The organism is Rhodococcus sp. MT28 (assembly GCF_058792695.1).
In genome coordinates this window covers 462,621-486,157 of the sequence record NZ_JBXAFD010000003.1, presented here as the reverse complement: position 1 = coordinate 486,157, position 23,537 = coordinate 462,621, and the positions used below count along the sequence as shown (strand labels likewise).

Here is a 23,537-nt window from a genome sequence, read left to right as displayed (position 1 = left end):
ATACGTGAGTCCTATCGAGGCGGTCGGGCTGCGATGCCCTCGGCGTAACGACGGTAGTTGGCAGTGGTTTCAGCAATGGAATCACCACCGAACTTTTCGAGTGCGGCCTGAGCCACGACGAGCGCGACCATCGACTCGGCGACGACGCCGGCGGCCGGAACCGCGCACACGTCGCTGCGCTGGTGGATGGCAACCGCTTCCTCGCCGCTCTCCATGTCGACCGTCGCCAGAGCGCGCGGAACCGTCGAGATCGGCTTCATCGCGGCGCGAACTCGAAGAGCCTCACCATTGGTCATGCCACCTTCGATTCCGCCTGCGCGGTTCGTGGAGCGCACGATGCCGTCCGGGCCCGGACGGATCTCGTCGTGAGCTTCGCTGCCACGACGGCGCGCGGTCTCGAAGCCGTCGCCGACCTCGACGCCCTTGATGGCCTGAATTCCCATGAGAGCAGCAGCAAGTCGTGAATCGAGACGCTCGGCGCCGCTGACGAAAGTGCCGAGTCCGACCGGCAGGCCGTGGATGACGACCTCCACGACGCCACCGAGGGTGTCGCCGTCCTTCTTCGCCGATTCGATTTCGGCGATCATCGACTCTTCTGCAGCCTTGTCGAATGCGCGGACCGGGCTCGCGTCGATCGCGTCGAGATCCTTGCCCTCCGGCACGGGGCCGACGTACGGCTCGGAAGCACCGATGGAAATAACGTGTGAAACGACCTCGGCACCGAATACCTGACGCAGGAAGGACCGTGCGACGGTTCCAGCGGCTACGCGGGCCGCGGTCTCGCGAGCGCTGGCACGCTCGAGGACGGGACGCGCGTCGTTGAAGCCGTACTTGAGCATGCCGCTGTAATCGGCGTGTCCGGGACGCGGGCGCGTCAACGGGGCATTGCGAGCCTGATCGGCGAGCAGGTCCGGGTCGACCGGGTCGGCGGACATGATGGTTTCCCACTTGGGCCACTCGGTGTTGCCGATCTCGATGGCCACGGGGCCACCGAGCGTAAATCCGTGGCGGACACCGCCGATGATGGTGACCTTGTCGGCCTCGAACTTCATCCGTGCGCCACGGCCGTAACCGAGTCGACGACGGGCAAGTTCGGACGAGATGGCCTCAGAGGTCACTTCGACCCCCGCGACCATGCCCTCGAGCATCGCGACGAGGGCGGGACCATGGGATTCTCCGGCAGTTATCCAACGCAGCACGCCGACCATCTTTCCACGTCGCAGACCTCAGTTGTCACAGTGGTCCTCCCGGTGAACACAGATGGCCCACACGCACGAGGCGTGTGGGCCATCTCAGAGGTACCTGTGGGTCTAGAACAGGCGGAATCCTCCACCGTTTGCGTTGATGTCAGCCAAACCGATGTTGATGTCCGCCGAGTTGTCGGGAGCGTGGAACGGCGGCGGAAGCGGCTCGAAGCAGTACGGCGGGTAGCCATTGCTGATCAAGCCCACCAGGCGGTCACCGACGACGAGCGGTCCACCGGAATCACCGGGAATCGAGCACGTGTGCTCGACGATCTCACCGTAGACGGAGTCGTAACCCCAGGTGATACCGCACGTGTTGCCGGTCGAACGGCCTTCCTTGCACACGATGGTGCCCGGTGCCGGCGGGGCGCCGATTCCGTTGATCGTCGTGCCGCCGACGGTACGCAGCGGAGCTACCTTGGCGTCGTCGAGATCGATCACGGCGATGTCCGAGACCGGACTCGAGTAAGAGAACCGACCGATGGGTCCGGCCTCGGGCAGGTACTCGGCGAACACCCGGTCCCCGACAACTCCGCAGTGTCCGGCGGTGAGTGCCACGAGAGAACCGGCGTTGTCGTAGCCGACCGCGGTCAACGTGCATGCTGCAACTCGGTCAGGATCGGAGTGATCCACGTCCGGCAGCAGGATTCCTGAGCCCCCGCCCAGTGCCACCGATGAAGGTGCAGGCGCGGCGCCGGCGACGCCCGCTCCTGCAGCCACAGCCGCCAAACAGGCTGCCGCGGCGACGAAAAGCCTTGTGCGCATAGGTTCCCCCGATAATCGAGTGCGAAACGAGATTCGTTTTGTCCCATTTCCGAAACCTCAGTGAACGTCAGGATGTGGACATTCGGCAAGTCCGACTCGCCGCATATTGGGACCGCGCGCTGGCAATACCCGCATTTATGAAACCGACGGTTACGTCTTTCCTGCAGTTCACCGTCCGTCGTTGAACGGTCAATAACGCCAGACTTCTCGCGGATGTTGCACTCGTCACGTCAGCCAGGCAAACGCAATCGAACCGCAGGCTGCCAGGCACATCGAGGGTCCGTGCGCAATGGGCGAATTGTGGGCTACCGGCCCTCGTCTTCGCAGTTCCAGCGCGGTGCCCAGCGTTGCGGTGAGCACCGAGGCAGACACCAACGACCACAGCCAGGCGTCCGCTCCCACCAATCCGGTCACGGCGCCCAGAGGAAGCGACAGCTTCACATCGCCGACGCCCATGGAACCAGGCGACATCACGTGCGCCAGGAGGTGGATTCCGGCGAGCAGTGCCGACCCCACCACCGCCACCCACACCGTTCCCGACACCGTCGCGTAGACCATCACGACGGCGTAGCCCGGCAGCGTGAAACTGTTGGGCAGCCGACGCACAGCCAGGTCGACAGTCGAGATCGCGACGCACCACCACACCACGGCGAGACCGGAAAATAGCTGCACCACCGAGGTATTCAGCGCACCGACGACAACCCAGCCTGTTGCGACGGCGCACTGCGGCACACAACAGAAAGTCACGACTGGTCGATAACCGTGTCGCCGCAACCAATTGTCGACGATCGCCCGAGCACCGAAACCAGCGATTACCCCAGCGCCTGCCAAGACCACCAACATCCACATGGTTTCGAGCTTGGCGTCTGCCGTTCACCAGCGGCAGACTACGAATCGCCTTGTGGACTACCTCGACACTGTGAACAGAGCTAGGCGATAGCGGCTGCCATCGCCTCTCGCGGAGCGGGCTTGCCCGTGAACTGCTCTACCTGCCCGAAGGCCTGATTGAGCAACATCTCGAGGCCGCCGATCACCGTGCCACCAGCCGCCTCGACAACCGAAGCGAGTGGCGTCGGCCAGGGGTTGTAGATCGCGTCGAGGACAAATCGCGCCTTCCCCAATTGCTGGGCAAAGGGCGCTGCCGCTTCCGCGGGAACGGTACTGACCAAGACCGAGGATTCGGCGCAGATCCCGCCTAGCCGTGCGTCGTCGAAGGCGACCAGATCAATGTCCAACCCGACCGCGCCGCCGCATTCGATGGCACCGGATGCGCGCCCCGGATCACGCGCGACCACGGTGACCGTCCGAACTCCCATGTCGGCCAACGCGACCAATGCCGGCCGCGCGGTGCCGCCCGCGCCGACAACTACCGCCGAAGTGCCGCTGAGATCGCCGACACCGCCGGCGATCAACGCACCGCTGACTCCGTCGACGTCCGTGCAGTCGGCACGCCAACCGCCGTCGATGCGAACCAGGGTGTTGGCCGAGCCGATGGTCACCGCTCGCGGTGTGCGTTCGGTCGCATATTCGAGTGCTGCGATCTTGCCCGGCATCGTCACCGAGAGGCCGATCCATTCGGGGCCGAGTGAGTCGACGAGGGCAGGCAACTGCTCGCCGGTGCATTCGATCCGCTCGTAGGTCCAATCGCTCAGCCCCAAAGCCGCGTACGCCGCAAGATGCAGCAACGGGGACTTCGAGTGAGCGATCGGGCTTCCGAGAACTGCCGCCTTACGTGGCGTCGCGAGCGAAGTCGCGGTACTACCGTCCACTGTCGAGAATCCCACTTTGCTGTGCCAGTTCGATGTTGGCCAAATGCTCCTCGTAGCTCTTGGTGAAGAGCGTCTGGCCTTCCTTGTTGATCGTGACGAAGTACAACCAGTCACCGGCCGCCGGCGATTCCACGGCCTTCAGCGCGTCGATGCTCGGCGAAGCGATGGGCGTTGCAGGCAGACCCGGCATTGCGTACGTGTTCCACGGCGTGACGCGCTCACGGTCGGCATCCGTGGTTGCGACCTCGGTGGTGTCGAGTGAGTAGTTGACCGTGGAGTCGAACTGCAGAGGCTGATCGACTGCGAGTCGGTTGACGATCACCCGCGCGACCTTGGCCATGTCTGCGGGCAACGCCTCACGCTCGACCAGCGACGCTGCCACCAACAACTGGTACGGAGACATTCCGACCCCGCTGCCGGCTGTCAGAATTCCCGTGGCCTCGTACTTGGCGGCGCTACCCTCGACCAACGACCGCAGGATCTCGGTGGGCGTCGAAGTGGGATCGAAATCCCAACTGCTGGCGGCGATCAGGCCTTCGAGCTGACGGTCCTTGTCCGGCACGCTCTTGACCGACGACATCGCCCATTCGGGCACGCCGAGCGAAGCCAGATCGGAAGATGCTCCCGCAGTGTTCAATTCGTCTGTCGAGACACATTTCTGAGCGGAAACCGGGCCGACACAACTCGCCTCGGAAATGAGGTTGTAGATGCCCTTCTTGAGCGAGCCGGTCTGCGCGTCCGAACTGTCGTGCAGCTGACGCCCTTCGGCGATGACAACACTGCCGACTCGGGAGTCCGGGGCAACCAAGGTGTCGAGAGCGCTCGCGGCGCTACTCTGCACCGGCACCTGGTAGAAGCCGGGTTGCACCTTCTGGATCTCAGACGGATTGGCGATCGCCGCGTTGTAGAAAGCAGCGGAACTCGCGACGACGTTCTTCGCCTCGAGCGTCGCACCGATCTCCGATGCGGTTTCTCCACTGTTGATCTGGATGACCACGGGTGCGCCGCCGGGGCCGGCAAAATCCTCCGCGGTCTTGTTGCGATCCATGTACCAGAGAGCGCCGTATGCACCGACACCGAGGACTGCGATCACCAACACCAGCAGGGCGAGAACGCCGACCTTCTTGCCACGCTTGGCGCGCTTGTTGCGCGCTTCGCGTTGCTTGCGTGCCTCGGCTCGCGACATATGCGGCGGATCGATGTTCTGCGGCAGTGCACGCATGACCATGGTCTCGTCGTTGTCGAAGTCGAACGAACTGGTGGGCCGGCTTCCGCCGCCCTCATCCCACCGCGCGTTCACAGATCGCCCTCCAGTGCAGCGTCCTTCGACGACTCCCCTGGTTTCACAGCTCTACTCCGCTCGTCCAGCCAGCCTTGCAGGATTTCCACCGCCGCAGCCTGATCGATCATCGGTCGCTGGCCGCGTGCCTTGACTCCACTTTCGCGGAGATTGCGCGCAGCCGTGACGGTCGTCAGTCGTTCGTCGGACAGTCTCACCGGGATCGGTTCGACGGCCCGCTGCAGTCGTTTGGCGAATGCAGTCGCGATACCGGCGGCCTTACCTTGCTCACCGCGCAGCGTCTGTGGCAGTCCGACGATAACCTCAACGGCCTCGTATTCGGACACGATGGCGATAATGCGCCGGATATCCGGCGCGTCGGGCCCACGCTCCTTCGAGCGTGGAACCGTTTCCACCGGTGTCGCGAGGATGCCGTCGGGGTCGCTGGACGCGACGCCGATGCGAACACTGCCCACGTCGATGGCGATGCGCCGCCCGCGACCAGGGTCGTCGATGCCGGGGCGATCGGGACCCTGTTGCGTAGCCACCACCGTCAGCTGCCGCCCGCCAGCTCTCCGACTCTGTCCCGGATCGCATCGAGCGCCGCCGGGATTCCGGCGGAGTCCGAACCCGAACCCTGGGCCATGTCGGGCTTTCCGCCGCCGCGGCCGCCGATCTTGGGACCGAACGACGCGACCAGCTCACCGGCCTTCACACCGAGACCTTGAGCTGCCTTGCTCGAGGCGACCACGAACGGAACCTTGCCGTCGACATCACCGAGCAGAGCTACGACGGCAGGTTCGGAGCCGAGGCGACCCTTGATGTCCGTGACGAGGCTGCGCAGGTCGTTTCCGCCGACTCCGGCGGGAGCAGGCTCGGCGATGACGAGGACACTGCCGATGCGCTTGGCCTTGGCGACGTACTCGCCTGCCGACGCCAGCACAGCCTTGGCCTTTGTCTGCTCGAGTTCCTTCTCGGCCACCTTGAGTCGCTCGACGAGCGCCTCGACGCGGGCGGGCACCTCTTCCGAAGGAACCTTCAGCGAGGAGGAGAGTCCGGCCAGGAGCGCGCGTTCCTTGGCGAGGTAGCGGTAGGAGTCCAAACCGACGTACGCCTCGACGCGTCGGATTCCGGAGCCGACCGACTGCTCACCGAGCAGCGTTACCTGACCGATCTGTGCGGAGCTTCCGACGTGAGTGCCACCACACAGTTCCATCGAGAACGGGCCGCCGATTTCGACGACACGAACCTCGTCGCCGTAGTTCTCACCGAAGAGTGCCATCGCACCCATCGCCTTGGCCTTGTCGAGATCCGTGACAAATGTGTTGACCGCGTAGTTCGACGCCACGGCTTCGTTGGTGAGTGCCTCGATGTCCTGCTTCTGGGAGTCGGACAGCGCGCCCTGCCACGAGAAGTCGAAGCGGAGGTAACCCGGCTTGTTGAGCGAACCCGCCTGCACCGCGTTGGGGCCGAGCACCTGACGCAGCGCCGCGTGCACCATGTGGGTGCCGGAGTGCCCCTGGGTTGCACCCTTGCGCCACTCGGCGTCGACGTGCGCGAGTACGACGTCGCCCTCGGTGATCTCGCCCTTCTGCACCGTCACCTTGTGCGTCCAGACCTTCTTGGCGATCTTCTGTACGTCGTTGACCTTGGCTTCGAGGCCCGGAGCGGTGAGCGAACCGATGTCGGCGATCTGTCCACCGGACTCTGCGTAAAGCGGGCTGCGGTCGAGGATGACCTCGACGTCCTGACCGGCCTTCGCGACCGGCACGCGGACACCGTCGACGATCAGTGCGAGGACGTGAGCCTCGGAGACGAGCTCGTCGAAACCGGTGAACTCGGTGGCGCCTCGGTCGAGCAGTTCCTTGTAGACCGTGAGGTCGGCATGGGCGTGCTTGCGCGCTTGAGCGTCGTCCTTGGCGCGCTTGCGCTGCTCGGCCATGAGCGTGCGGAAGCCGTCCTCGTCCACGGTGAGACCGGCCTCGGACGCCATCTCGAGCGTGAGATCGATCGGGAAGCCGTAGGTGTCGTGCAGTGCAAATGCCTGATCGCCGGCGATGACCGACTTTCCGGACGACTTGACCGTCTCGGCAGCATTCTCGAACAGAGCAGAACCCGAAGCCAGCGTCTTGAGGAACGCGGTCTCCTCGCCGACGGCGACGTTCTCGATGCGCGTGAAGTCGGTTTCCAAAACCGGGTACGACGGCGCCATCGTGTCGCGGACGACGACCATGAACTCGCGCATGGTGGGCTGCTCGCTGCCGAGCAGTTTGGCCGAACGCACGATGCGACGCAGCAACCGGCGCAGGACGTAGCCGCGGCCGTAGTTGCCGGGGTTCACACCGTCGGCGATCAACATCGCTGCGGTGCGTGCGTGGTCGGCGATGACGCGGAAACGGACGTCTGAAGTGTGGTCGGTCCCGTAGACACTGCCGGTCAGTTCGGCGGCCTTGTCGATGACGGGGCGGAGAAGATCTGTCTCGTAGACGTTTTCGACGCCCTGCAGGAGGAACGCAACGCGCTCGACGCCCATGCCGGTGTCGATGTTCTTCTTCGGCAACGGTCCGAGGATCGGGTAGTCGCCCTTGTTGGTGCCCTCGCCGCGCTCGTTCTGCATGAACACGAGGTTCCAGATCTCGATGTAGCGATCCTCGTCGGCTTCGGGGCCACCCTCGACGCCGTATTCGGCGCCGCGGTCGTAGAAGATCTCCGAGCAGGGGCCGCACGGCCCGGGAATGCCCATGGACCAGTAGTTGTCCTTCATGCCGCGGCGCTGGATGCGCTCTTCGGGCACTCCTACCTCGTCGCGCCAGATCGAGAACGCTTCGTCGTCGTCGAGGTAGACGGTGGCCCACAGGCGCGTGGGATCGATGCCGTATCCGCCGTCCTCGACCGAACCTGTCAGCAACTGCCAGGCGTGGGAGATGGCTTCCTTCTTGAAGTAGTCACCGAAGGAGAAGTTGCCCGCCATCTGGAAGAAGGTGTTGTGGCGGGTGGTGATGCCGACCTCTTCGATGTCCAGGGTGCGGACGCACTTCTGCACGGACGTCGCCCGTGAGTAGGACGGCGTCTGCTGCCCGAGGAAGAACGGCACGAACGGAACCATGCCCGCGTTGACGAACAGAAGGTTCGGGTCGTCGAGAATCAGCGAGGCGCTGGGCACCTCGGTGTGGCCGGCCTTGACGAAGTGGTCGAGGAATCGCCTGCGGATCTCGTGGGTTTGCACTAACCGGTCCTTACCTTCAAGAGCGTCGAGCTATGGGTGTCCAGACTAACGCGTCGGCCGGTGGAACCTGGCAGGCGTCAGCCACGAACTATTCGGCGAAGTTTGCTCACCCGATCGGCGATCTCCCGCTCGTTGCCGTGCGCGGTGGGCTGGTAATAGTCGACACCCACCAGATCGTCCGGTGGATACTGTTGCCGCAGAACACCATCACGTGTGTCGTGCGGGTACTTGTATCCGACTGCGTTGCCCAATTGCTCGGCGCCCTTGTAGTGCCCGTCACGCAGGTGCGGCGGTACCAGTCCGGATTTTCCGGCGGCCACGTCGGCCATGGCCGCGCCGAGTGCGGCGATGACCGCACCCGATTTGGGAGCCGTCGCCAGATGAATGGTGGCCTGTGCCAGCGCCAGACGAGCCTCCGGCATACCGATCAGCTGCACTGCCTGCGCCGCGGCGGTGGCAGTCTGCAGCGCCATCGGATCAGCCATGCCGATGTCTTCGCTGGCGTGAACCACCAGACGCCGTGCGATGAAGCGAGGGTCTTCGCCCGCGGTCAGCATCCGTGCGAGGTAGTGCAGGGCGGCGTCGACGTCTGATCCACGAATGCTCTTGATGAATGCACTGATGACGTCGTAGTGCTGATCTCCGGCACGGTCGTACCGAACCGCGGCCTTGTCGACACTGGCCTCGACGGTCGCGAGGTCGAGCACCACCGGGCCCGAAGCGTCACCGGCCGTGTCCAGTGCAGCTCCGGCGGCAGCCTCGAGTGCCGTCAGGGCTCGGCGGGCGTCGCCGGCCGCCAGACGAACGAGGTGTTCCATCGCGTCGTCGTCGATCGTGATCGCTCCGCCGAACCCGCGTTCGTCGGCGACAGCGCGCTCGAGCAGTTCCTGGACATCCGCAGCGGTGAGCGATTGCAGTTGCAGGACCAACGAGCGCGACAACAGAGCGGAGACGACCGAGAACGACGGGTTCTCGGTGGTCGCGCCGACCAAGAGCACGATGCGGTTCTCGACCGCGGCGAGCAAGGCGTCCTGCTGGGTCTTGGAGAAGCGATGAACTTCGTCGATGAACAAGACGGTTTGTTCGCCGTTCAGCAGGCGGCGGCGCGCGAGTTCGATGACACCGCGGACTTCTTTGACTCCGGCGGACAGAGCCGACAGAGCCTCGAACCGGCGGCCGGTAGCACCCGAGATCAACGATGCGAGCGTGGTCTTGCCGGTGCCGGGAGGTCCGTACAGAAGTACCGATGCGGCGCCGGACCCCTCGACCATTCTGCGGAGTGGCGCGCCGGGCCCGAGTAAGTGCTGTTGGCCGACAACTTCACCAAGAGTGAGCGGACGCATGCGGACAGCCAGAGGAGCACCGGGCGGCACCGAGGACAGGGCGCGCTCGGCTACAGACACGACATCTGGTTCGTCGACGATCGCGGATTCCTCCGGAGTTGCCTCGAACAGGCCGTCTTCCGCCACCACGCCGTCTTTCGCCCCCACACTGTCTTCCGCTTGCCAATCGCTCACGAATCGACGCTACTAGAGACCACCGACGCCCGACACAATCCGCTGTTCCGCCAGCCCTCACCCAGTCGTGAATCCGCATTGGATAGCGTTGTCGCCATGAGCACCTCCGAGATCGCCACCGTCCTCGCGTGGCACGATGCACTCAACTCCCAAGACGTCGACACTCTGCTGCAGTTGTCGAGTGACGACATCGAGGTAGGCGGCCCCAAGGGCGCGAGCCAGGGACTCGCTGCCCTGCGCGAGTGGGCCACCAACGCCGGCATCACGCTCGTCCCCGGAAAGATGTACGTCCACCACGGCGTGGTCGTCGTCGAACAGACCGCAACGTGGGCGGCCGAACCGGACAAGTCCGCGACCCTGGCCTCTGCTTTCCGAGTCGTGGCCGACCAGGTGACGTCGACGTTCCGGCATCCCGATCTGGCGTCAGCGCTCGCGGCGACGGACCTGTCCGAGAACGATCTGGTCTCCGACAACTGAGCGGACTCGACCGAGAAAGGGCGCTCGTGCTTCGTGCACGGGCGCCCTTCTGTGTGTGATCGGTCAGCTGAACTCGGTCCGCAGCGCCGCCACGACGTCGCGGGCGTGTGCCTCGACGGCGTCGTTGCCGGCGAGCTGAGCCGAGCGTGCGAGCCTGGCCCAGCGTCCGACCAGTGCGTCGGCGCGTGGAATCGAGAGATAATGTTCGCGGACGGCGGCGATACGCGAATGATCCTCGGGCAGGTACAGATAGGTACTGAGCCAGACCCAGATGAGTTGGGCCTCGACGATCCTGCGCCCCAATTCGGCCTCGTCGGCCAGGGCGGGCCACATCCCCACTACCTCGGCCCGCCAGGCATCGACCATCGCCGACGCCCGCTCTTCGGTCAGGTCGATGTTGCACAGGCAGCCGGGAAAAGACACCAACGCGTAGGTGATGTCGAGGAGGGCGTCGCGGTAGCCACCCCACTCGTAGTCGAGGAACTGCACGCCGTCGTCGTTGACGATGATGTTGTCGGGGCACAAGTCCGACGGACTGAAGGCACGGAACCGACCGCCACTGAACAGTGTCTGCGCGTGCTGAACCTGCTCGAGAATGTCCGAACTCACATCGATCCCGAGACTTTCCACCAACATCGCGGGAACACCGGTCACTGCGCGTCCCACCTGATCCGCAACTTCATCGGAGCAATGGGCAACCTCGGCTCGACGCAGCAGTGCGGTGAAGTCGTCCTCCCGGCCGACGGTCGCGGCGTGCATGCGTCCCATTGCCTGAGCCATGGCCATCAACGTGTAAGTGACGGTGTCCGGGTCGGAGTCTTCGAGTCGGACGCTGATTGCGGTGGCGTCGCCGAGATCACTCAGGATCAGGAGGCGAGCATCGAGGTCGGACGCCAACAGTTCGGCGCCGGGGCGTGCGTCCTTGGCAAGCGCGTTGGCGAACTGATACGACACCGCTTCACGAAGGAATGCGGTCTCGACGTCGAAGTCACCTTCGGACGCGGCCGGGAGCGCAATCGCTGTTTTGGTAGCTCCCTGGAAGTTGTCGCGGACTTGCTTGATCACCAAAGTTCGGGGCAGGGAGAACGGGTTCTCGGCGACACGAACGCGCAGCACGACGGTGCGGCCACTCCCCCCGAGATCTACGGGATCCACCAGGGTTACGGGTGCCCCTGTGCGGCGTGTCAGCAACTGCTCAGCAGCTGCGACGACTTCGGAAACGGGGTCTGCCAGTAATGCGGTCATCACCGACCAACTTACCCGTTAGTGACTCCGATCATGCCCAGCTCGTCCGCTCGCAGCGGAGAATTCAAGGCCTCACAGCAACAGAAATTGCCGACTACCTGCGGCGATGACAAAAGTCCCCAATCGCCACACCGGCACACAGTTCTCTCGAGAATTTTGCTGTCGGTGAGCAGAACTCCGAACCGGCGACGTCATGGAGTTTTGTCCTCGTCGACAAATCGAGAAATGCCTTTCAACGCTGCTTCGAATTCCTCGTCGGCCCGGGTTCTGAGCCAGAGAACAAGCACGCAGGCAGTGACGATCCCAAGCAGGTTGACAGCCAGTTGCAGAGACGACAACCCGGCGATCCGCCATTCTCCGTTTGCTGCCGCAACCACCGCGAAACCGGCGGCAGGAACCGTGGTGACAGAGATGAACACCCCGACCAAGGCAGCGGACTTCGACGAGACGAGTGCCAGCATCCCAGCCGCACCGGCAAGAAGCGCGACGACAAACGAAATGGGCCCGACCTTGTATACGAAATCGACCTCGTGGAGTGACTCGAGACTGACGACGTCCATCCATCCGAAGAACTTCACCACGAACGTTGCGGCAAGCGTCACGCCCATCGCGATGGGGAATCCGACGGCAAGCGCGAGAATCGAACGTCGACGCAACCGTCGATCTCGCCGTACGAGTGCGACTGCCAAAGCAGCCAGCGGACCGAACTCCGGACCGACGACCATGGCGCCGACGATCGTGATCTGAGAGTCGGTGACGACGCCGATCGCGGCCAGCAGACACGCAATGGTCAGGAACGCGACGAACAATCCGTTGAGAGTCGACTCTTCGCGAGTGCGGGACAGCAATTCCTCCCACACGACGGAATCCGCGGGATCACCAGGCACGTCACGCTCGGCTTTGCGCGCCGACGCCGACAACACCGTCTCGACCGGTACGAGCGTCATTCCGCCGTCCTCGGCGACGCCGAGTTCGTTCAGGGCATCGACGACGTCGTTTGCCGCCTCACGGGCGACGTCGGCCTCCACCATGTCGCCGGCAGGATGAACCGCGACATCGCGCATCACGACGATGTGTGTCGCGCCCCGCTGCGACGCGAGCGCACCGAGAACTTGCTCGGTGCGCTCGGTCGGGCAGATCACCCGCAAATGCAGCATGGCGATCCGGTGTCGGCTCTACTTGGCTTCGCCGGTGTCGCCTTCGGACTTCTTGTCCTCCGACTTCTTCTCGGGCTTCGCGTCGATACCCGATTCCTTGCGCTGCTGAGCCGAGATCGGTGCCGGAGCATCCGTCAGCGGGTCGACGCCGCCGCCGGATTTCGGGAACGCGATGACCTCACGGATGGAATCCATGCCGGCGAGGAGCGCGGTGATGCGGTCCCAGCCGAATGCGATTCCGCCGTGCGGCGGCGCACCGAAGGCGAAGGCGTCGAGGAGGAAGCCGAACTGCTCCTGCGCCTCTTCCTCGGAGATACCCATCACCTTGAACACTCGTTCCTGAATGTCCTTGCGGTGGATACGAATACTGCCGCCGCCGATCTCGTTGCCGTTGCAGACGATGTCGTAGGCGTAGGCGAGAGCGGAATCCGGATCGGTGTCGAACGTGTCGAAGAACTCCGGCTTCGGCGACGTGAACGCGTGGTGCACGGCGGTCCACGCGGAGTGGCCGAGAGCGACGTCACCGGATGCAGTGGCGTCGGCGGTCGGCTCGAACATCGGAGCGTCGACGATCCACACGAAGGCCCACGCGTCAGGATCGATGAGGTCCTTCTTGCGGGCGATCTCACCACGGGCAGCGCCGAGGAGGGCGCGCATCGGCTTCGTTGCACCAGCTGCGAAGAAGACGCAGTCTCCCGGCTGAGCTCCGACGTGGGCGGCCAGGCCCTCACGCTCGGCGTCGGTCAGGTTCTTGGCAACAGGTCCACCGAGAGTGCCGTCTTCACCGACCAACACGTACGCCAGACCCTTGGCCCCACGCTGCTTGGCCCATTCCTGCCAGGCGTCGAGTTGCTTGCGCGGCTGGCTTGCACCGCCGGGCATCACGACGGCGCCGACGTACTCCGCCTGGAACACGCGGAACGTCGTGTCCTTGAAGAAGTCCATGCACTCGACGAGTTCGATGTCGAAACGCAGGTCCGGCTTGTCGCTGCCGTAACGACGCATTGCCTCGGTGTAGGTCATGCGGTCGATCGGCGTCTTGATCTCGTGGCCGACGAGCTTCCAGAGCGCCGTCAGGATTTCCTCGGCGAGCAGGATGATGTCGTCCTGGTTGACGAAAGCCATCTCGATGTCGAGCTGAGTGAACTCGGGCTGGCGATCGGCGCGGAAATCCTCGTCGCGGTAGCAACGTGCGATCTGGTAGTAGCGCTCGATGCCGCCGACCATGAGGAGCTGCTTGAACAGCTGCGGGCTCTGCGGCAGTGCGTAGAAGCTACCGGGCTGAAGGCGCGACGGCACCAGGAAGTCACGGGCACCCTCGGGCGTCGAGCGCGTGAGCGTCGGAGTCTCGACCTCGACGAACTCGTGATGCGCGAGAACGCCGCGCGCTGCAGCACTTACCTTGGAGCGCAAGCGAATTGCGGAGCCGGGGCCTTCACGACGCAGGTCGAGGTAGCGGTACTTGAGGCGCGCTTCTTCGCCGACCTGATCGTCGAGCTGGAACGGCAGCGGTGCGCTTTCGTTGAGAACCTCGAGTTCTGTGGCGTTGACCTCGATCGCTCCGGTGGGGATCTCGAAGTTCTGGTTGCCCTCTGGGCGAACCTCGACCGTTCCGGTCACGCGAACGCAGTATTCCGCGCGCAGACGGTGCGCCTGCTCGGCCACGTCACCTGCCCGGAAAACTACCTGCGCAACTCCGGATGCATCACGGAGATCGATGAAGATCACTCCGCCGTGATCACGACGCCTGGCTACCCAACCGGTGAGCGTTACGGTCTGCTCTGCCTGCTCGGGTCGCAATGAACCGGCGAGATGTGTGCGCAGCACGGGATTCCTTTCGAACTACTTCCAATAACCGACGACCGACTACTTTGCCTGCGATCCTACGGAGCGAACTGCACAGAGCGGAAACGCGGACCCGCATCGCATGCGAAGCTATCTCCAGAAGTGACGGCAAGCACTTGTTCACGACAGCAGAAAGCGGACATAGATGACCTTCAACGAGGGGGCCCGCGGCGAAGCGGGACGCGTTCAGGTTCAAGGCGGCGGGGGTGGCGGTGGCCGCGGCGGCAAAATCGCGATCGGCGGTGGCGCGGGCGGCATCATCGTTCTGATCCTGGCGCTGTTGTTCGGCGGCGATCCCGGCTCATTACTGGGCACGTCCACCGAGACTTCGAGTTCGTCGACCGGACTGTCGTCGGTCGACGAGTGCACCGGCGCTCAGGCCAACGCCGATGTGAACTGCCGAGTAACGCTGACCGTCGGAAGCCTCGACGACGTTTGGGAACAGCAGTTGGTGAAGCAGACCGGCACGGCGTACGTGCGTCCCGAAGTTGTCTTGTTCAGCGGTTCGGTCAACACCGGTTGCGGCCAGGCGTCGAGTGACGTCGGTCCGTTCTACTGCCCGGCGGACCAAACGGCGTACTTCGACACGAGTTTCTTCCAACTACTCGTCGACCGTTTCGGTTCCAGCGCCGGACCGCTCGCACAGGAGTACGTGGTCGCGCACGAGTTCGGACATCACATCCAGAATCAGCTCGGCGACATCGGCCGCGCGCAGGCCGACCCGCAGGGTGAGCAGTCGGGTGCGGTTCGCACCGAACTCCAGGCCGATTGCTACGCCGGCGTCTGGGCACATTTTGCGGACACGATTCCCGACGAAGCGACCGGTCAACCATTCCTGAAGCCCTTGTCCGAGAGCGATATTCGAGACGCCCTCTCGGCGGCGTCATCGGTGGGCGACGACCGCATCCAGAAGTCCACGACCGGTCGGGTCAACCCCGAAGGCTGGACACACGGCTCCTCCGCACAGCGGCAGGCGTGGTTCAAGACCGGATACCAGACCGGCCAGATTTCGTCGTGTGACACGTACTCGGCGCGGGATCTGAACAACCCGCCCGACCTCAAGCGATAGCGAACCTCCGAAACCATCCCACCGACAATTTTTTCTGTCTTGACAGATTCAGTTGTCGGTGGGATGGTTTTCTCATGTTGGACGTAGCAGTCATCGATCGCCCCGGAGCTGCCGAGGCGTCGCTCGATCCGATTCGGCAACGGATTCTGGCCGAATTGGCGGTGCCGGGATCGGCATCCTCGCTGGCGCCCCGGATCGGGCTGACACGCCAGAAGGTGAACTACCACCTGCGCACTCTCGAAGACCACGGACTTGTCGAGCTCGTCGAGGAACGCAAGCGAGGCAACATGACCGAGCGAATCATGCAGGCCAGTGCCGCGTCGTACGTCATATCCCCTGCCGCCATGTCGGCGCTCGCCCCGGACCCGGGCCGGTTCCCCGATCAACTCTCGGCGCGCTGGCTCGTCAGTCTCGCAGCGCGGATCGTCCGAGAGGTCGGCGAACTGATCGCCGGAGCAACTGCAGCCGGAAAACCGTTGGCGTCCTTTGCCATCGACAGCGACATCACCTTTGCCACGGCGGCCGACCGTGCCGCCTTCGCCGGCGAACTCGGCGAGTCGATCAACTCACTCGTCGCCAAGTATCACGACGGCAATTCCGAAGGCGGACGCAAACACCGCCTCGTTGTCGCCCTGCATCCCAGCCTCACCACACCCCAAACCATCACAACCCAAGCGATCGACGCGCCCGAAACGGAGAAGTAGCAATGTCCGAGAAATTCGAAATCCGCCGCGAGGTGGTCGTCCCAGGAACCCCCGAGCAGATCTGGGCCGCCATCTCGGCCGAAACGGCCGGCTGGATGTTCCCCTCCCCTCTCGAGATCCCCGCCGACGGCAGCCGCCCGGACAGCCCGATCATCGCCACGTGGGAGCCACCCCGCGAACTCGCCATCCACATGCAAGGCCCCGACGGCTGGTTCAACAACCTTGAATACGTCGTCGAGGCCCGCGACGAGAGCACCGCCGTTGTCCGCTACGTCCACGCCGGAGTGTTTGCCGATGACTGGGACAACCAGTACGACGGCGCGAGCAAGCACACGGACTTCTACCTGCACAGTCTCGGCCAGTACGTGCGGTACTTCGCCGGCAGGCCCACCACCTATGTCTCGGCTGAAGGCCCGGAATCCTCTTCCGCGCCGCAAGCGATGGGAACGCTTCGCAGCGCCCTCGGAATCACCTCGGGCGCCGCTGTCGGTGACTCCGCGTCGGTGGAAGTCCCCGGAATCGGAACCGTCGACGCGATTGTCGACTACATCAACGACTGGTTCATCGGCTTGCGCACCCAGGACGCATTGCTGCGGTTCTACGGCCGAAATGCTTTCGGCGGCACCGTCGACGCGGCCCATCACCTCTTCGCAGAGGGTGCTGACGGTGGATCAGCAACGGCAGCGTGGCAGGGCTGGCTCGACGGCGCGTTCGCCTGAGTCGTCACACTCCCCGCTCTGCTGACACGCGACCGTCGTCGATCGCGGTCAGCAGAGCGGCGTGATCGCGAGCATTGCGCTTGGCGTAGGCAGCCGCGAACTCCCCGATCGCGAAATCGAATTCGGTTCCGTCACCGAGATATTCGGCGATCGCTATCCGATCGGACGAGCGAGCGTGTGCGTAGGCAAGGACCCTGGCGCACAGGCGCCCGTAGAGTTCCAGCCCCTGCGGCACCATCTCTTCGATGACTGCCGACCCTTTACCGTCACGCAGTTGACGAATGTAGAAATCGTGCTCACCCTCGTCGAGCCCCGGCCCTCGTTCCCAGCCGAGAAAGATGTCGCTTGTCGCTTGCATCAAGCGTTGCCCGTTGACGACGCGTTCCCCTTCGTTCTTGAAGGTCGGACCATCGACGTAGCCGGACAATACCGAGGGTTGCGCTTCCTTGACCTGCAGGATCAACGGATCGTCGTCGTCGACGCCTTTCATGAGGATCATCCATGCGCGTGTTCCGACGCTCCCGACACCGACAACCTTCCGCGCAATGTGCGTCATCTCGAAGCTTTCGAGCAACACCCGACGGTCCCACTGCAGCGTGCTCCGATACGACCGAACGCGCTGACGTAGCAACTCCTCGATCTGCGTGAGATCGGTCCCTGCGAACAACTCGTTTGCGGGCACGATCAGCGGCGGATCACTGATGAATTGCCGCCGGCCGTCGACGATTTCGGTGAACTTGCCTGCCGCCTGCACACTGTCGCGGCGACGAGCCTTGTCCAGCGTCGCTTGTGTGCGAGCAAGCATGCGCTTCTTCAGGTCGATCTGGAGAGCCTCGAGCCCGTCCTCGGGTGCGATGTGCGAGTACCAGACTGCAAGATTTCCCAATCCTGCCTGGGTGATCATGGTTTCCCGATACTCGGCCGCGCATCCGCGAACGATCTTCTTTCGCTCCTTGCCCGAAAATCCGTTGTCCTTTGCGGCGATCACCAAACTTGCGGCCAGACGCTTGACGTCCCATTCGAACGGTCCCGGGTACGTTTCGTCGAAGTCGTTGATGTCGAACGCGAGCTTTCGCTCGGGCGTCGCATAGATACCGAAGTTGCTCAGGTGCGCGTCGCCGCAGAGTTGGCTGGCAAGACCCGAATCCGGACTGCGTGACAAATCGTCGGCCATCACCAGCGCAGCGCCGCGGAAGAACGAGAACCGCGATGCCGACATCCGCCCGTATCGGATGGGCACCAGGTTCTGTACCCGCGACTTCGCCTGCAATTCGAGCAGTGATATCGGATCACGGTCACTCTCTGCCAGATCCGCGAGCGCGGCCAATGGCGTATCTCTACGCGCCTGGCGCCCGCGCGCCCGCCTTTCGTCGACCGTGAGATGCTCGGTACGCACTGCTGTCATCTGCCCGACCTTTCACTCGCAACGGCTATCGCTACGAACTCGACGCGTCGGGCGTCGTGCGGCCTCCTGATCCGCGCGCTGCGCGTACCAGGAGTTCCGGACTTGACACCAACGCCTTGCGCCACGGAAGTACCCCGTCGATCTCAATCTGAATCGACAGGCTCAGCACGGTCCTAATAAGAACGATCATGCCCAGAACTGCGGCGTCTGTCAGCGACGGCGACGACGTCACCGTCTTCACCAGATCAGCGGCGACAAGGATCTCGAGGCCGAGAAGGATGACCGCGCCCATGGTCTCGCGCAGAGTACGAAACGCCGAACTACCGTCCCGCGTTCGACTCCATGCGCGCCCCGCGATCACGAATGCGAACACGAACCCGAGAACCATGGCGACAACACCGAGTACCTCGAACCATTCGGTGACCAGCTCGAAGAACCTGATTTTGTCCATGGTCATGATTCTCGAGGTAATGCACCGATAAGTCGAGGTGACACGACGGCGTCAGCTGAAGATCCGCTCGATGTCGTCGAGTCGCAGCTCGGTCGCGCGGGGAGAATAGCCCGAGCCCCACAGGCTGTCGTCGACGTAATGGACGTTCCCCGAGCGGACAGCGGGAAGACGCTCCCAGAGCGGGTTCATCGCCAACTGCGCGCGGACGTCCTGCTGGTCCTGGAATGCGCCCACGATGATCACGTCGCTGGTCACCTGATCGAGTTGCTCCGCTGTGAGTGTGCGCGTGAACTCCTCCGATGTAGCTCGATCGCCGGGGAAACCGAGGGCGTCGAGAAGAGCGTCGACCTGGTTGTAGACGACACCGTTCTCGCCGGTGCGGAGGAGGGTCACCGACGGCAACGAACCGAGGGCGGAGAGTCGATCCTTGATTGTGAGGAGGCGCTCTTCCGTTCTCGCGTTCAATTCCGCAGCAGCGTCTTCGCGTCGGACCGCGACGCCCATCGAGGTGACCAATTTCTTCATCTCGTCCCACGTGAGGTACCCGTTGAAGCCGGCGAATACTGGAACACCGGTCGCGGAGAGTTCGTCGTAGGACTTTGCCGCATAAGCATTTCCGGCGGTCAGGAGCATGACGATCAGATCCGGCGACGCGCCGATGATCGCTTCCTTGTTCCACGTCCCCGCCGTGCCGAGGTTCGGGATGTTCGCAGCCTCCGGCATCGTACGCAACACCGCGTCACCGCTCACACCCTCGAGACCGAAGAAGCCGCCGACGATCTTCTCCGGCGGCACACCGAGGTCGAGCACCGTCGCCATGGCGCTGACATGGGCGATGACCATTCGCTGCGGATCCGACGGAATCTCGACACTGCCCGTCTCATCCTGCACTGTGACGAGACCACTTGGCGCCGAGCCGTTTTCGTCGCTGCTGCACGCTGCCAGCAATGTCGCGGCCGCGACACCGAGCCCGGCGCCGAGGAAACCCCTGCGCGTCAGCGCATCGACGATGCGTCTCCACTGCTCGTCTGTATCGAGTGCGGTGTTATCGAGTGCGGGCACCAGGCAGATCGAGTTCGGCACAGTTCGGTCCATTCGTTCGAGCGGTCGAGAATCACCTCGATTGTGGCTATCGAACCGTCGAAACTGAACAGGATTTCGAGCCGACAACTATCGCTGTCCGGTCACACCTTCTTGACGACGCTCGACTTCAATTGCATCGGTCCGATGCCGTCGACCTTGCAGTCGATGTCGTGGTCACCAACACCCTGAACAAGGCGGATGTTGCGAACTTTCGTACCTGACTTGATGCCGGTCGGACTGCCCTTCACCTTGAGCGTCTTGACGACCGTCACCGTGTCGCCGTCCGCAAGAATGTTGCCTACGGCATCTTTCACCACACCCAGGTCCTCGCCGGCACTATCGGTCAGCGCCCACTCGTGCGCGCAGGACGGGCAGACCATCAACGCGCCCATCTCGTAGGTGTATTCGCCGGCGCATTCAGGGCAAGGGGGCAAGGTGTCTTCCACGCGGTTCATCCTATCCACCAGGCACCCGATCCCCATTTTTGCATTTCATGAGGCATTCTTGGGCGAAATATTGCATTCGATGAAACTTTGCACTCTGTGCAATTATGGATGAAATGGGAACCGAAACTCTCGGATTGCGCGAACGAAAACGAATTGCGACGAGGCAGCTGATCGAGCACACCGCCGTCGAACTCGTTCTCGACCTGGGCTATGACGAAGTGACCGTCGAGAAAATCTGCGAAGCCTGCAATCTGTCGACCCGCACGTTCTTCAACTACTTCCCCACCAAGGACGCAGCGATCGGTGGGCTCATGCTCGTCGTGCCAAGTGAGACGACCATGCTCACGCTCATCGGCGAGCACCCGGACGATCCGCTGCGCGGCGCTCTCGCGGTATTCGAGGCGGCGATGCAAATCGTCGACGAGCGACCCGATCTGCTCGCGCATCGACGCGAATTGTTCGAGCGTCATCCCACGCTGTTGCAACAACATCTGGCCACCTTCCACGATCTTGAAGACACGCTCACCCGGATCCTCACGCGGGAGTTGTCGAACAGAACCGAGTATCGCCGCCTGCACTCGGACACAGCCGCTGCCGACGAAGCCACAGCAACGGTCATCACCGCAGGCGCCGCGATGCGTTACGTCTTCCGAAAATGGCAGAACAGTGAACGGGCAAGCCCCAGAACAGATTTGCTCGATCCGGCACTACTCCTGATGGCTCGAATACTGAGGTCCGAGAGCTGATCCACACTCTCGCACCCGCCGTCACTCAACTAAGGAACTACATGTCCACTCGAGAAGCTGCGACCGTCGAGCCCGACGGCACGCATACCGACACCGAGGCCTCGCCGGACAAACGGTCGATCATCCTCGTTTTTGTCGGGCTGATGATCACGATGCTTCTGGCTTCGCTCGACCAGATGATCTTCAGTACCGCTTTGCCCACCATCGTGGGCGAATTGAACGGCGTCAACCACATGGTCTGGGTGACGACGGCATACATCCTCGCCTCGACCGTCATGATGCCGGTGTACGGAAAACTCGGTGACCTGATCGGCCGCAAGGGCCTCTTCATCGGCGCCATCAGCATTTTCATCGTCGGTTCGGTGATCGGCGGTCTGTCCCACGACATGACCACACTCATCGCTGGTCGAGCCGTGCAGGGACTCGGCGGCGGCGGATTGATCCTGCTGTCCCAGGCGATCATCGCCGACGTCGTCCCCGCCAGGCAACGCGGCCGGTACATGGGTGCGATGGGCGGGGTGTTCGCACTGGCTTCGGTTGCCGGTCCCCTACTCGGCGGCTGGTTCACCGAGGGCATCGGTTGGCGTTGGGCCTTCTGGATCAACATCCCCCTAGGCCTACTCGCCATCGCGAGCGCGATGGCATTTCTGCACCTGCGGAAGCCGAACCTCGGCAAGCCTCGCATCGACTATCTGGGCATGGTTCTCGTCGCGACGGCAGCGACGTGTCTGATCCTGTTCACGACCTGGGGCGGAAACACCTACGCCTGGGGATCGGCCGTCATCATCGGGTTGATCGTCGGCTGCGTCGTGACGGCAGTGGCTTTTGTCTTCGTCGAAAAGCGTGCCGACGAACCGGTGATTCCGATGCACCTGTTCGCTCAGCGCAACTTCGTGTTGACCACCGTCGCCGGCCTGATCATCGGAATCGCCATGTTCGGTGCGCTCGCCTACCTGCCGACCTACATCCAAATGGTGACAGGCAAGAACGCCACCGAAGCTGGATTGATGATGATTCCCATGATGGCGGGCCTGCTCGTCGCCTCCATCGGGTCCGGCCAGCTGGTCAGCAAGACCGGCCGCTACAAGATCTTCCCCATCGTCGGAACATCCATCGTCGCTGTTGCTCTGGTCCTGCTCTCACGTCTGACGCCGTCGACCTCACTGCTGGTCTTCGGTTGCTACATCGCACTCATGGGTATCGGACTCGGCCTCGTCATGCAGATCTTGATCTTGATCGTGCAGAACACCTTCCCCGCGGCCGAAGTGGGAACGGCCACCGCGTCGAACAACTTCTTCCGCCAGATCGGTGCGTCGTTGGGCAGCGCGATCGTGGGCAGCCTGTTCGCCTCGCGTCTGACCAATCTCCTGGCCGAGCGACTCCCGGCGAATGGCGGCGCGGTCGGTGGTGACGAGAACTCCTTGACCCCGGGAATCCTCTGGAAGTTGCCGAGCCAGGTTCGCGAGATCATCGTCGGTGCATACAACGACGCGCTGGCGCCGATCTTCCTGTACCTCGTCCCCTTGGTCATCGCGGCGGTTGTCCTGTTGCTCTTCGTCAAGGAGAAGCCCCTCGCGACGACGATCGATCGCTCGGCGCCCCCGCTCGAGTAATTGACTATCGTGGCGTGATGTCGCACGCACCGAATACGCCCAGACGCACTCTCGCTGTTCTGGGCGTATTCGGCGTTGTGGTGGTCGTAGTTGTCGCCGGCGCACTGTGGTGGTTCGCGCGCGGCGACGACGCTCTTGCCGGCGAGAATCTCGATTCGTTCCCGGCCGTCGACCACAGCATTCTCAGCGCTCAGCAGAGTGCGCTACTGGGCGTCCTCGAGCAGGAGTGGGAGTCAGGGAGTCCCGGCACCAAATACGCCGAGGGTGTCGAAGAATCGTGGTGTGCCGATTTCGTGAGCTGGTCGATGAACCAGATCGGCACGCCGTTCTCGAACCCCAACTCAGGGTCGTGGCGCATCCCCGGGGTGTACACGCTGCAGGAGTATTACGAGTCCGTCGACGCGTTTGTCCCCTACGGTCAGGACTACCAACCCAAGGTCGGCGACACGATCCTGTACGGCGACTCGAGCCCCTTCGGCCAACACGTCAACGTCGTTCTGGTCAACGACGCCGGCACTCTGACGACCGTCGGCGGCAACGAGAACAACAAGGTCATGCTCCATCGCATCGTCCCGTCGGAAGTCCCGGGGATCGTCGGGTTCGGCGTCATCTGAGCCCGAGCCCCACCGTCGTTGCTTGATGGTTCTTGCGATGTGCAGAGGTGAGGCTACAGATTGGGGGTTGCCGTTGGATGGCACTTGCTTTCAACCAATATTCGGATAATTCCGTGTTTCCGTCATTGACAGATATTGGACATCTGTGAAGAAGTTTCCCTGC

At 63.3% G+C, this 23,537-nt stretch carries 22 protein-coding genes; 7 read left to right on the top strand and 15 right to left on the bottom strand.

All coding sequences use genetic code 11. The features are described from left to right. Positions 1-11: 11 nt before the first annotated feature. From aroC to AC1Q6C_RS14990, 8 genes are all read right to left on the bottom strand, one after another. Positions 12-1,199: a chorismate synthase gene (gene aroC / locus AC1Q6C_RS15025; RefSeq protein WP_003944974.1), complete on the bottom strand. Its 1,188-nt coding sequence runs from the start codon at positions 1,197-1,199 to the stop codon at positions 12-14. A gap of 111 nt (positions 1,200-1,310) precedes the next feature. Continuing rightward, the gene (locus AC1Q6C_RS15020; RefSeq protein ID WP_007728030.1) at positions 1,311-2,009 is read right to left on the bottom strand and encodes a S1 family peptidase; all 699 of its coding nucleotides are present in this window, start codon (positions 2,007-2,009) and stop codon (positions 1,311-1,313) included. Between the two features lie 225 nt (positions 2,010-2,234). Continuing rightward, on the bottom strand, positions 2,235-2,858 hold the full coding sequence (locus tag AC1Q6C_RS15015) for a prepilin peptidase (RefSeq protein ID WP_047270381.1): 624 nt from the start codon (positions 2,856-2,858) through the stop codon (positions 2,235-2,237). A gap of 80 nt (positions 2,859-2,938) precedes the next feature. Further along, positions 2,939-3,778, bottom strand: a complete 840-nt coding sequence (locus AC1Q6C_RS15010) for a shikimate dehydrogenase (protein WP_047270380.1) — start codon at positions 3,776-3,778, stop codon at positions 2,939-2,941. Then, the gene (gene mltG, locus AC1Q6C_RS15005; RefSeq protein ID WP_218749354.1) at positions 3,768-5,078 is read right to left on the bottom strand and encodes an endolytic transglycosylase MltG; all 1,311 of its coding nucleotides are present in this window, start codon (positions 5,076-5,078) and stop codon (positions 3,768-3,770) included. Before mltG ends, AC1Q6C_RS15010 begins: the two co-directional genes overlap by 11 nt. Beyond that, a complete protein-coding gene (gene ruvX / locus AC1Q6C_RS15000) occupies positions 5,075-5,608 on the bottom strand; it encodes a Holliday junction resolvase RuvX (RefSeq protein ID WP_003944838.1) in 534 nt (177 codons plus the stop codon). Before ruvX ends, mltG begins: the two co-directional genes overlap by 4 nt. 2 nt (positions 5,609-5,610) lie before the next feature. Further along, positions 5,611-8,283 carry an alanine--tRNA ligase gene (gene alaS / locus AC1Q6C_RS14995; protein WP_030536427.1) on the bottom strand — a complete coding sequence of 891 codons (2,673 nt, stop codon included), beginning with the start codon at positions 8,281-8,283 and terminating at the stop codon, positions 5,611-5,613. Between the two features lie 77 nt (positions 8,284-8,360). Continuing rightward, positions 8,361-9,773, bottom strand: a complete 1,413-nt coding sequence (locus tag AC1Q6C_RS14990) for a replication-associated recombination protein A (RefSeq protein WP_003944982.1) — start codon at positions 9,771-9,773, stop codon at positions 8,361-8,363. 123 nt (positions 9,774-9,896) lie between these two features. Between AC1Q6C_RS14990 and AC1Q6C_RS14985 the strand changes: the two genes are divergently transcribed. Continuing rightward, on the top strand, positions 9,897-10,277 hold the full coding sequence (locus tag AC1Q6C_RS14985) for a nuclear transport factor 2 family protein (protein WP_064444578.1): 381 nt from the start codon (positions 9,897-9,899) through the stop codon (positions 10,275-10,277). Positions 10,278-10,340: 63 nt separating this feature from the next. Here the strand turns inward: AC1Q6C_RS14985 and AC1Q6C_RS14980 are convergent, their stop codons facing one another. The 3 genes from AC1Q6C_RS14980 to aspS form a co-directional block, all read right to left on the bottom strand. Next, the gene (locus tag AC1Q6C_RS14980; protein WP_030536429.1) at positions 10,341-11,522 is read right to left on the bottom strand and encodes a protein kinase family protein; all 1,182 of its coding nucleotides are present in this window, start codon (positions 11,520-11,522) and stop codon (positions 10,341-10,343) included. A 191-nt stretch (positions 11,523-11,713) separates the two neighbouring features. Continuing rightward, positions 11,714-12,679 carry a DUF389 domain-containing protein gene (locus AC1Q6C_RS14975; RefSeq protein WP_042448764.1) on the bottom strand — a complete coding sequence of 322 codons (966 nt, stop codon included), beginning with the start codon at positions 12,677-12,679 and terminating at the stop codon, positions 11,714-11,716. Positions 12,680-12,697: 18 nt separating this feature from the next. After that, positions 12,698-14,506 (bottom strand): aspartate--tRNA ligase, encoded by a 1,809-nt coding sequence (aspS, locus tag AC1Q6C_RS14970; RefSeq protein WP_003944808.1) that lies wholly within the window; start codon positions 14,504-14,506, stop codon positions 12,698-12,700. 163 nt (positions 14,507-14,669) lie between these two features. Here aspS and ypfJ point away from each other — a divergent pair, with 163 nt between their 5' ends. The 3 genes from ypfJ (at position 14,670) to AC1Q6C_RS14955 (ending at position 17,016) form a co-directional block, all read left to right on the top strand. Further along, complete coding sequence (ypfJ, locus tag AC1Q6C_RS14965) at positions 14,670-15,593, top strand: KPN_02809 family neutral zinc metallopeptidase (protein WP_042448761.1); 924 nt, start codon at positions 14,670-14,672, stop codon at positions 15,591-15,593. 74 nt (positions 15,594-15,667) lie between these two features. Then, positions 15,668-16,297 (top strand): ArsR/SmtB family transcription factor, encoded by a 630-nt coding sequence (locus tag AC1Q6C_RS14960; protein ID WP_007728048.1) that lies wholly within the window; start codon positions 15,668-15,670, stop codon positions 16,295-16,297. A gap of 2 nt (positions 16,298-16,299) precedes the next feature. Further along, a complete protein-coding gene (locus AC1Q6C_RS14955; protein WP_063316429.1) occupies positions 16,300-17,016 on the top strand; it encodes an SRPBCC family protein in 717 nt (238 codons plus the stop codon). A 4-nt stretch (positions 17,017-17,020) separates the two neighbouring features. On the opposite strand, the gene AC1Q6C_RS14950 is transcribed toward AC1Q6C_RS14955, so the two are convergent. The 4 genes from AC1Q6C_RS14950 to AC1Q6C_RS14935 all read right to left on the bottom strand — a co-directional run bounded on the left by AC1Q6C_RS14950 (position 17,021) and on the right by AC1Q6C_RS14935 (position 20,401). After that, the gene (locus AC1Q6C_RS14950) at positions 17,021-18,421 is read right to left on the bottom strand and encodes a DUF2252 domain-containing protein (protein ID WP_492666682.1); all 1,401 of its coding nucleotides are present in this window, start codon (positions 18,419-18,421) and stop codon (positions 17,021-17,023) included. A gap of 31 nt (positions 18,422-18,452) precedes the next feature. After that, positions 18,453-18,872, bottom strand: a complete 420-nt coding sequence (locus tag AC1Q6C_RS14945) for a DUF1622 domain-containing protein (RefSeq protein WP_007728052.1) — start codon at positions 18,870-18,872, stop codon at positions 18,453-18,455. A gap of 51 nt (positions 18,873-18,923) precedes the next feature. Beyond that, positions 18,924-19,955 carry an ABC transporter substrate-binding protein gene (locus AC1Q6C_RS14940; protein ID WP_257216611.1) on the bottom strand — a complete coding sequence of 344 codons (1,032 nt, stop codon included), beginning with the start codon at positions 19,953-19,955 and terminating at the stop codon, positions 18,924-18,926. 101 nt (positions 19,956-20,056) lie between these two features. Further along, positions 20,057-20,401 (bottom strand): zinc ribbon domain-containing protein YjdM, encoded by a 345-nt coding sequence (locus AC1Q6C_RS14935; protein WP_083057510.1) that lies wholly within the window; start codon positions 20,399-20,401, stop codon positions 20,057-20,059. Between the two features lie 113 nt (positions 20,402-20,514). On the opposite strand from AC1Q6C_RS14935, the gene AC1Q6C_RS14930 reads away from it, so the two are divergent. From AC1Q6C_RS14930 to AC1Q6C_RS14920, 3 genes are read left to right on the top strand one after another with little or no spacing between them, the layout of a single operon-like run. Next, a complete protein-coding gene (locus tag AC1Q6C_RS14930) occupies positions 20,515-21,147 on the top strand; it encodes a TetR/AcrR family transcriptional regulator (RefSeq protein ID WP_003944787.1) in 633 nt (210 codons plus the stop codon). A gap of 41 nt (positions 21,148-21,188) precedes the next feature. Beyond that, positions 21,189-22,760: an MDR family MFS transporter gene (locus tag AC1Q6C_RS14925; RefSeq protein ID WP_003944867.1), complete on the top strand. Its 1,572-nt coding sequence runs from the start codon at positions 21,189-21,191 to the stop codon at positions 22,758-22,760. Between the two features lie 14 nt (positions 22,761-22,774). Next, on the top strand, positions 22,775-23,374 hold the full coding sequence (locus tag AC1Q6C_RS14920; RefSeq protein ID WP_030536433.1) for a CHAP domain-containing protein: 600 nt from the start codon (positions 22,775-22,777) through the stop codon (positions 23,372-23,374). Positions 23,375-23,537 lie beyond the last annotated feature (163 nt).

What these genes read in the sequence shown, in the direction of transcription:
- AC1Q6C_RS15020 (WP_007728030.1), bottom strand. Translation starts at nt 2,009, where the DNA reads ATGCGCACAAGGCTTTTCGTCGCCGCGGCAGCCTGTTTGGCGGCTGTG.
- AC1Q6C_RS15015 (WP_047270381.1), bottom strand. Translation starts at nt 2,858, where the DNA reads ATGTGGATGTTGGTGGTCTTGGCAGGCGCTGGGGTAATCGCTGGTTTC.
- AC1Q6C_RS14985 (WP_064444578.1), top strand. Translation starts at nt 9,897, where the DNA reads ATGAGCACCTCCGAGATCGCCACCGTCCTCGCGTGGCACGATGCACTC.
- AC1Q6C_RS14980 (WP_030536429.1), bottom strand. Translation starts at nt 11,522, where the DNA reads ATGACCGCATTACTGGCAGACCCCGTTTCCGAAGTCGTCGCAGCTGCT.
- AC1Q6C_RS14975 (WP_042448764.1), bottom strand. Translation starts at nt 12,679, where the DNA reads ATGCTGCATTTGCGGGTGATCTGCCCGACCGAGCGCACCGAGCAAGTT.
- ypfJ (WP_042448761.1), top strand. Translation starts at nt 14,670, where the DNA reads ATGACCTTCAACGAGGGGGCCCGCGGCGAAGCGGGACGCGTTCAGGTT.
- AC1Q6C_RS14960 (WP_007728048.1), top strand. Translation starts at nt 15,668, where the DNA reads ATGTTGGACGTAGCAGTCATCGATCGCCCCGGAGCTGCCGAGGCGTCG.
- AC1Q6C_RS14955 (WP_063316429.1), top strand. Translation starts at nt 16,300, where the DNA reads ATGTCCGAGAAATTCGAAATCCGCCGCGAGGTGGTCGTCCCAGGAACC.
- AC1Q6C_RS14950 (WP_492666682.1), bottom strand. Translation starts at nt 18,421, where the DNA reads ATGACAGCAGTGCGTACCGAGCATCTCACGGTCGACGAAAGGCGGGCG.
- AC1Q6C_RS14945 (WP_007728052.1), bottom strand. Translation starts at nt 18,872, where the DNA reads ATGGACAAAATCAGGTTCTTCGAGCTGGTCACCGAATGGTTCGAGGTA.
- AC1Q6C_RS14930 (WP_003944787.1), top strand. Translation starts at nt 20,515, where the DNA reads ATGGGAACCGAAACTCTCGGATTGCGCGAACGAAAACGAATTGCGACG.
- AC1Q6C_RS14925 (WP_003944867.1), top strand. Translation starts at nt 21,189, where the DNA reads ATGTCCACTCGAGAAGCTGCGACCGTCGAGCCCGACGGCACGCATACC.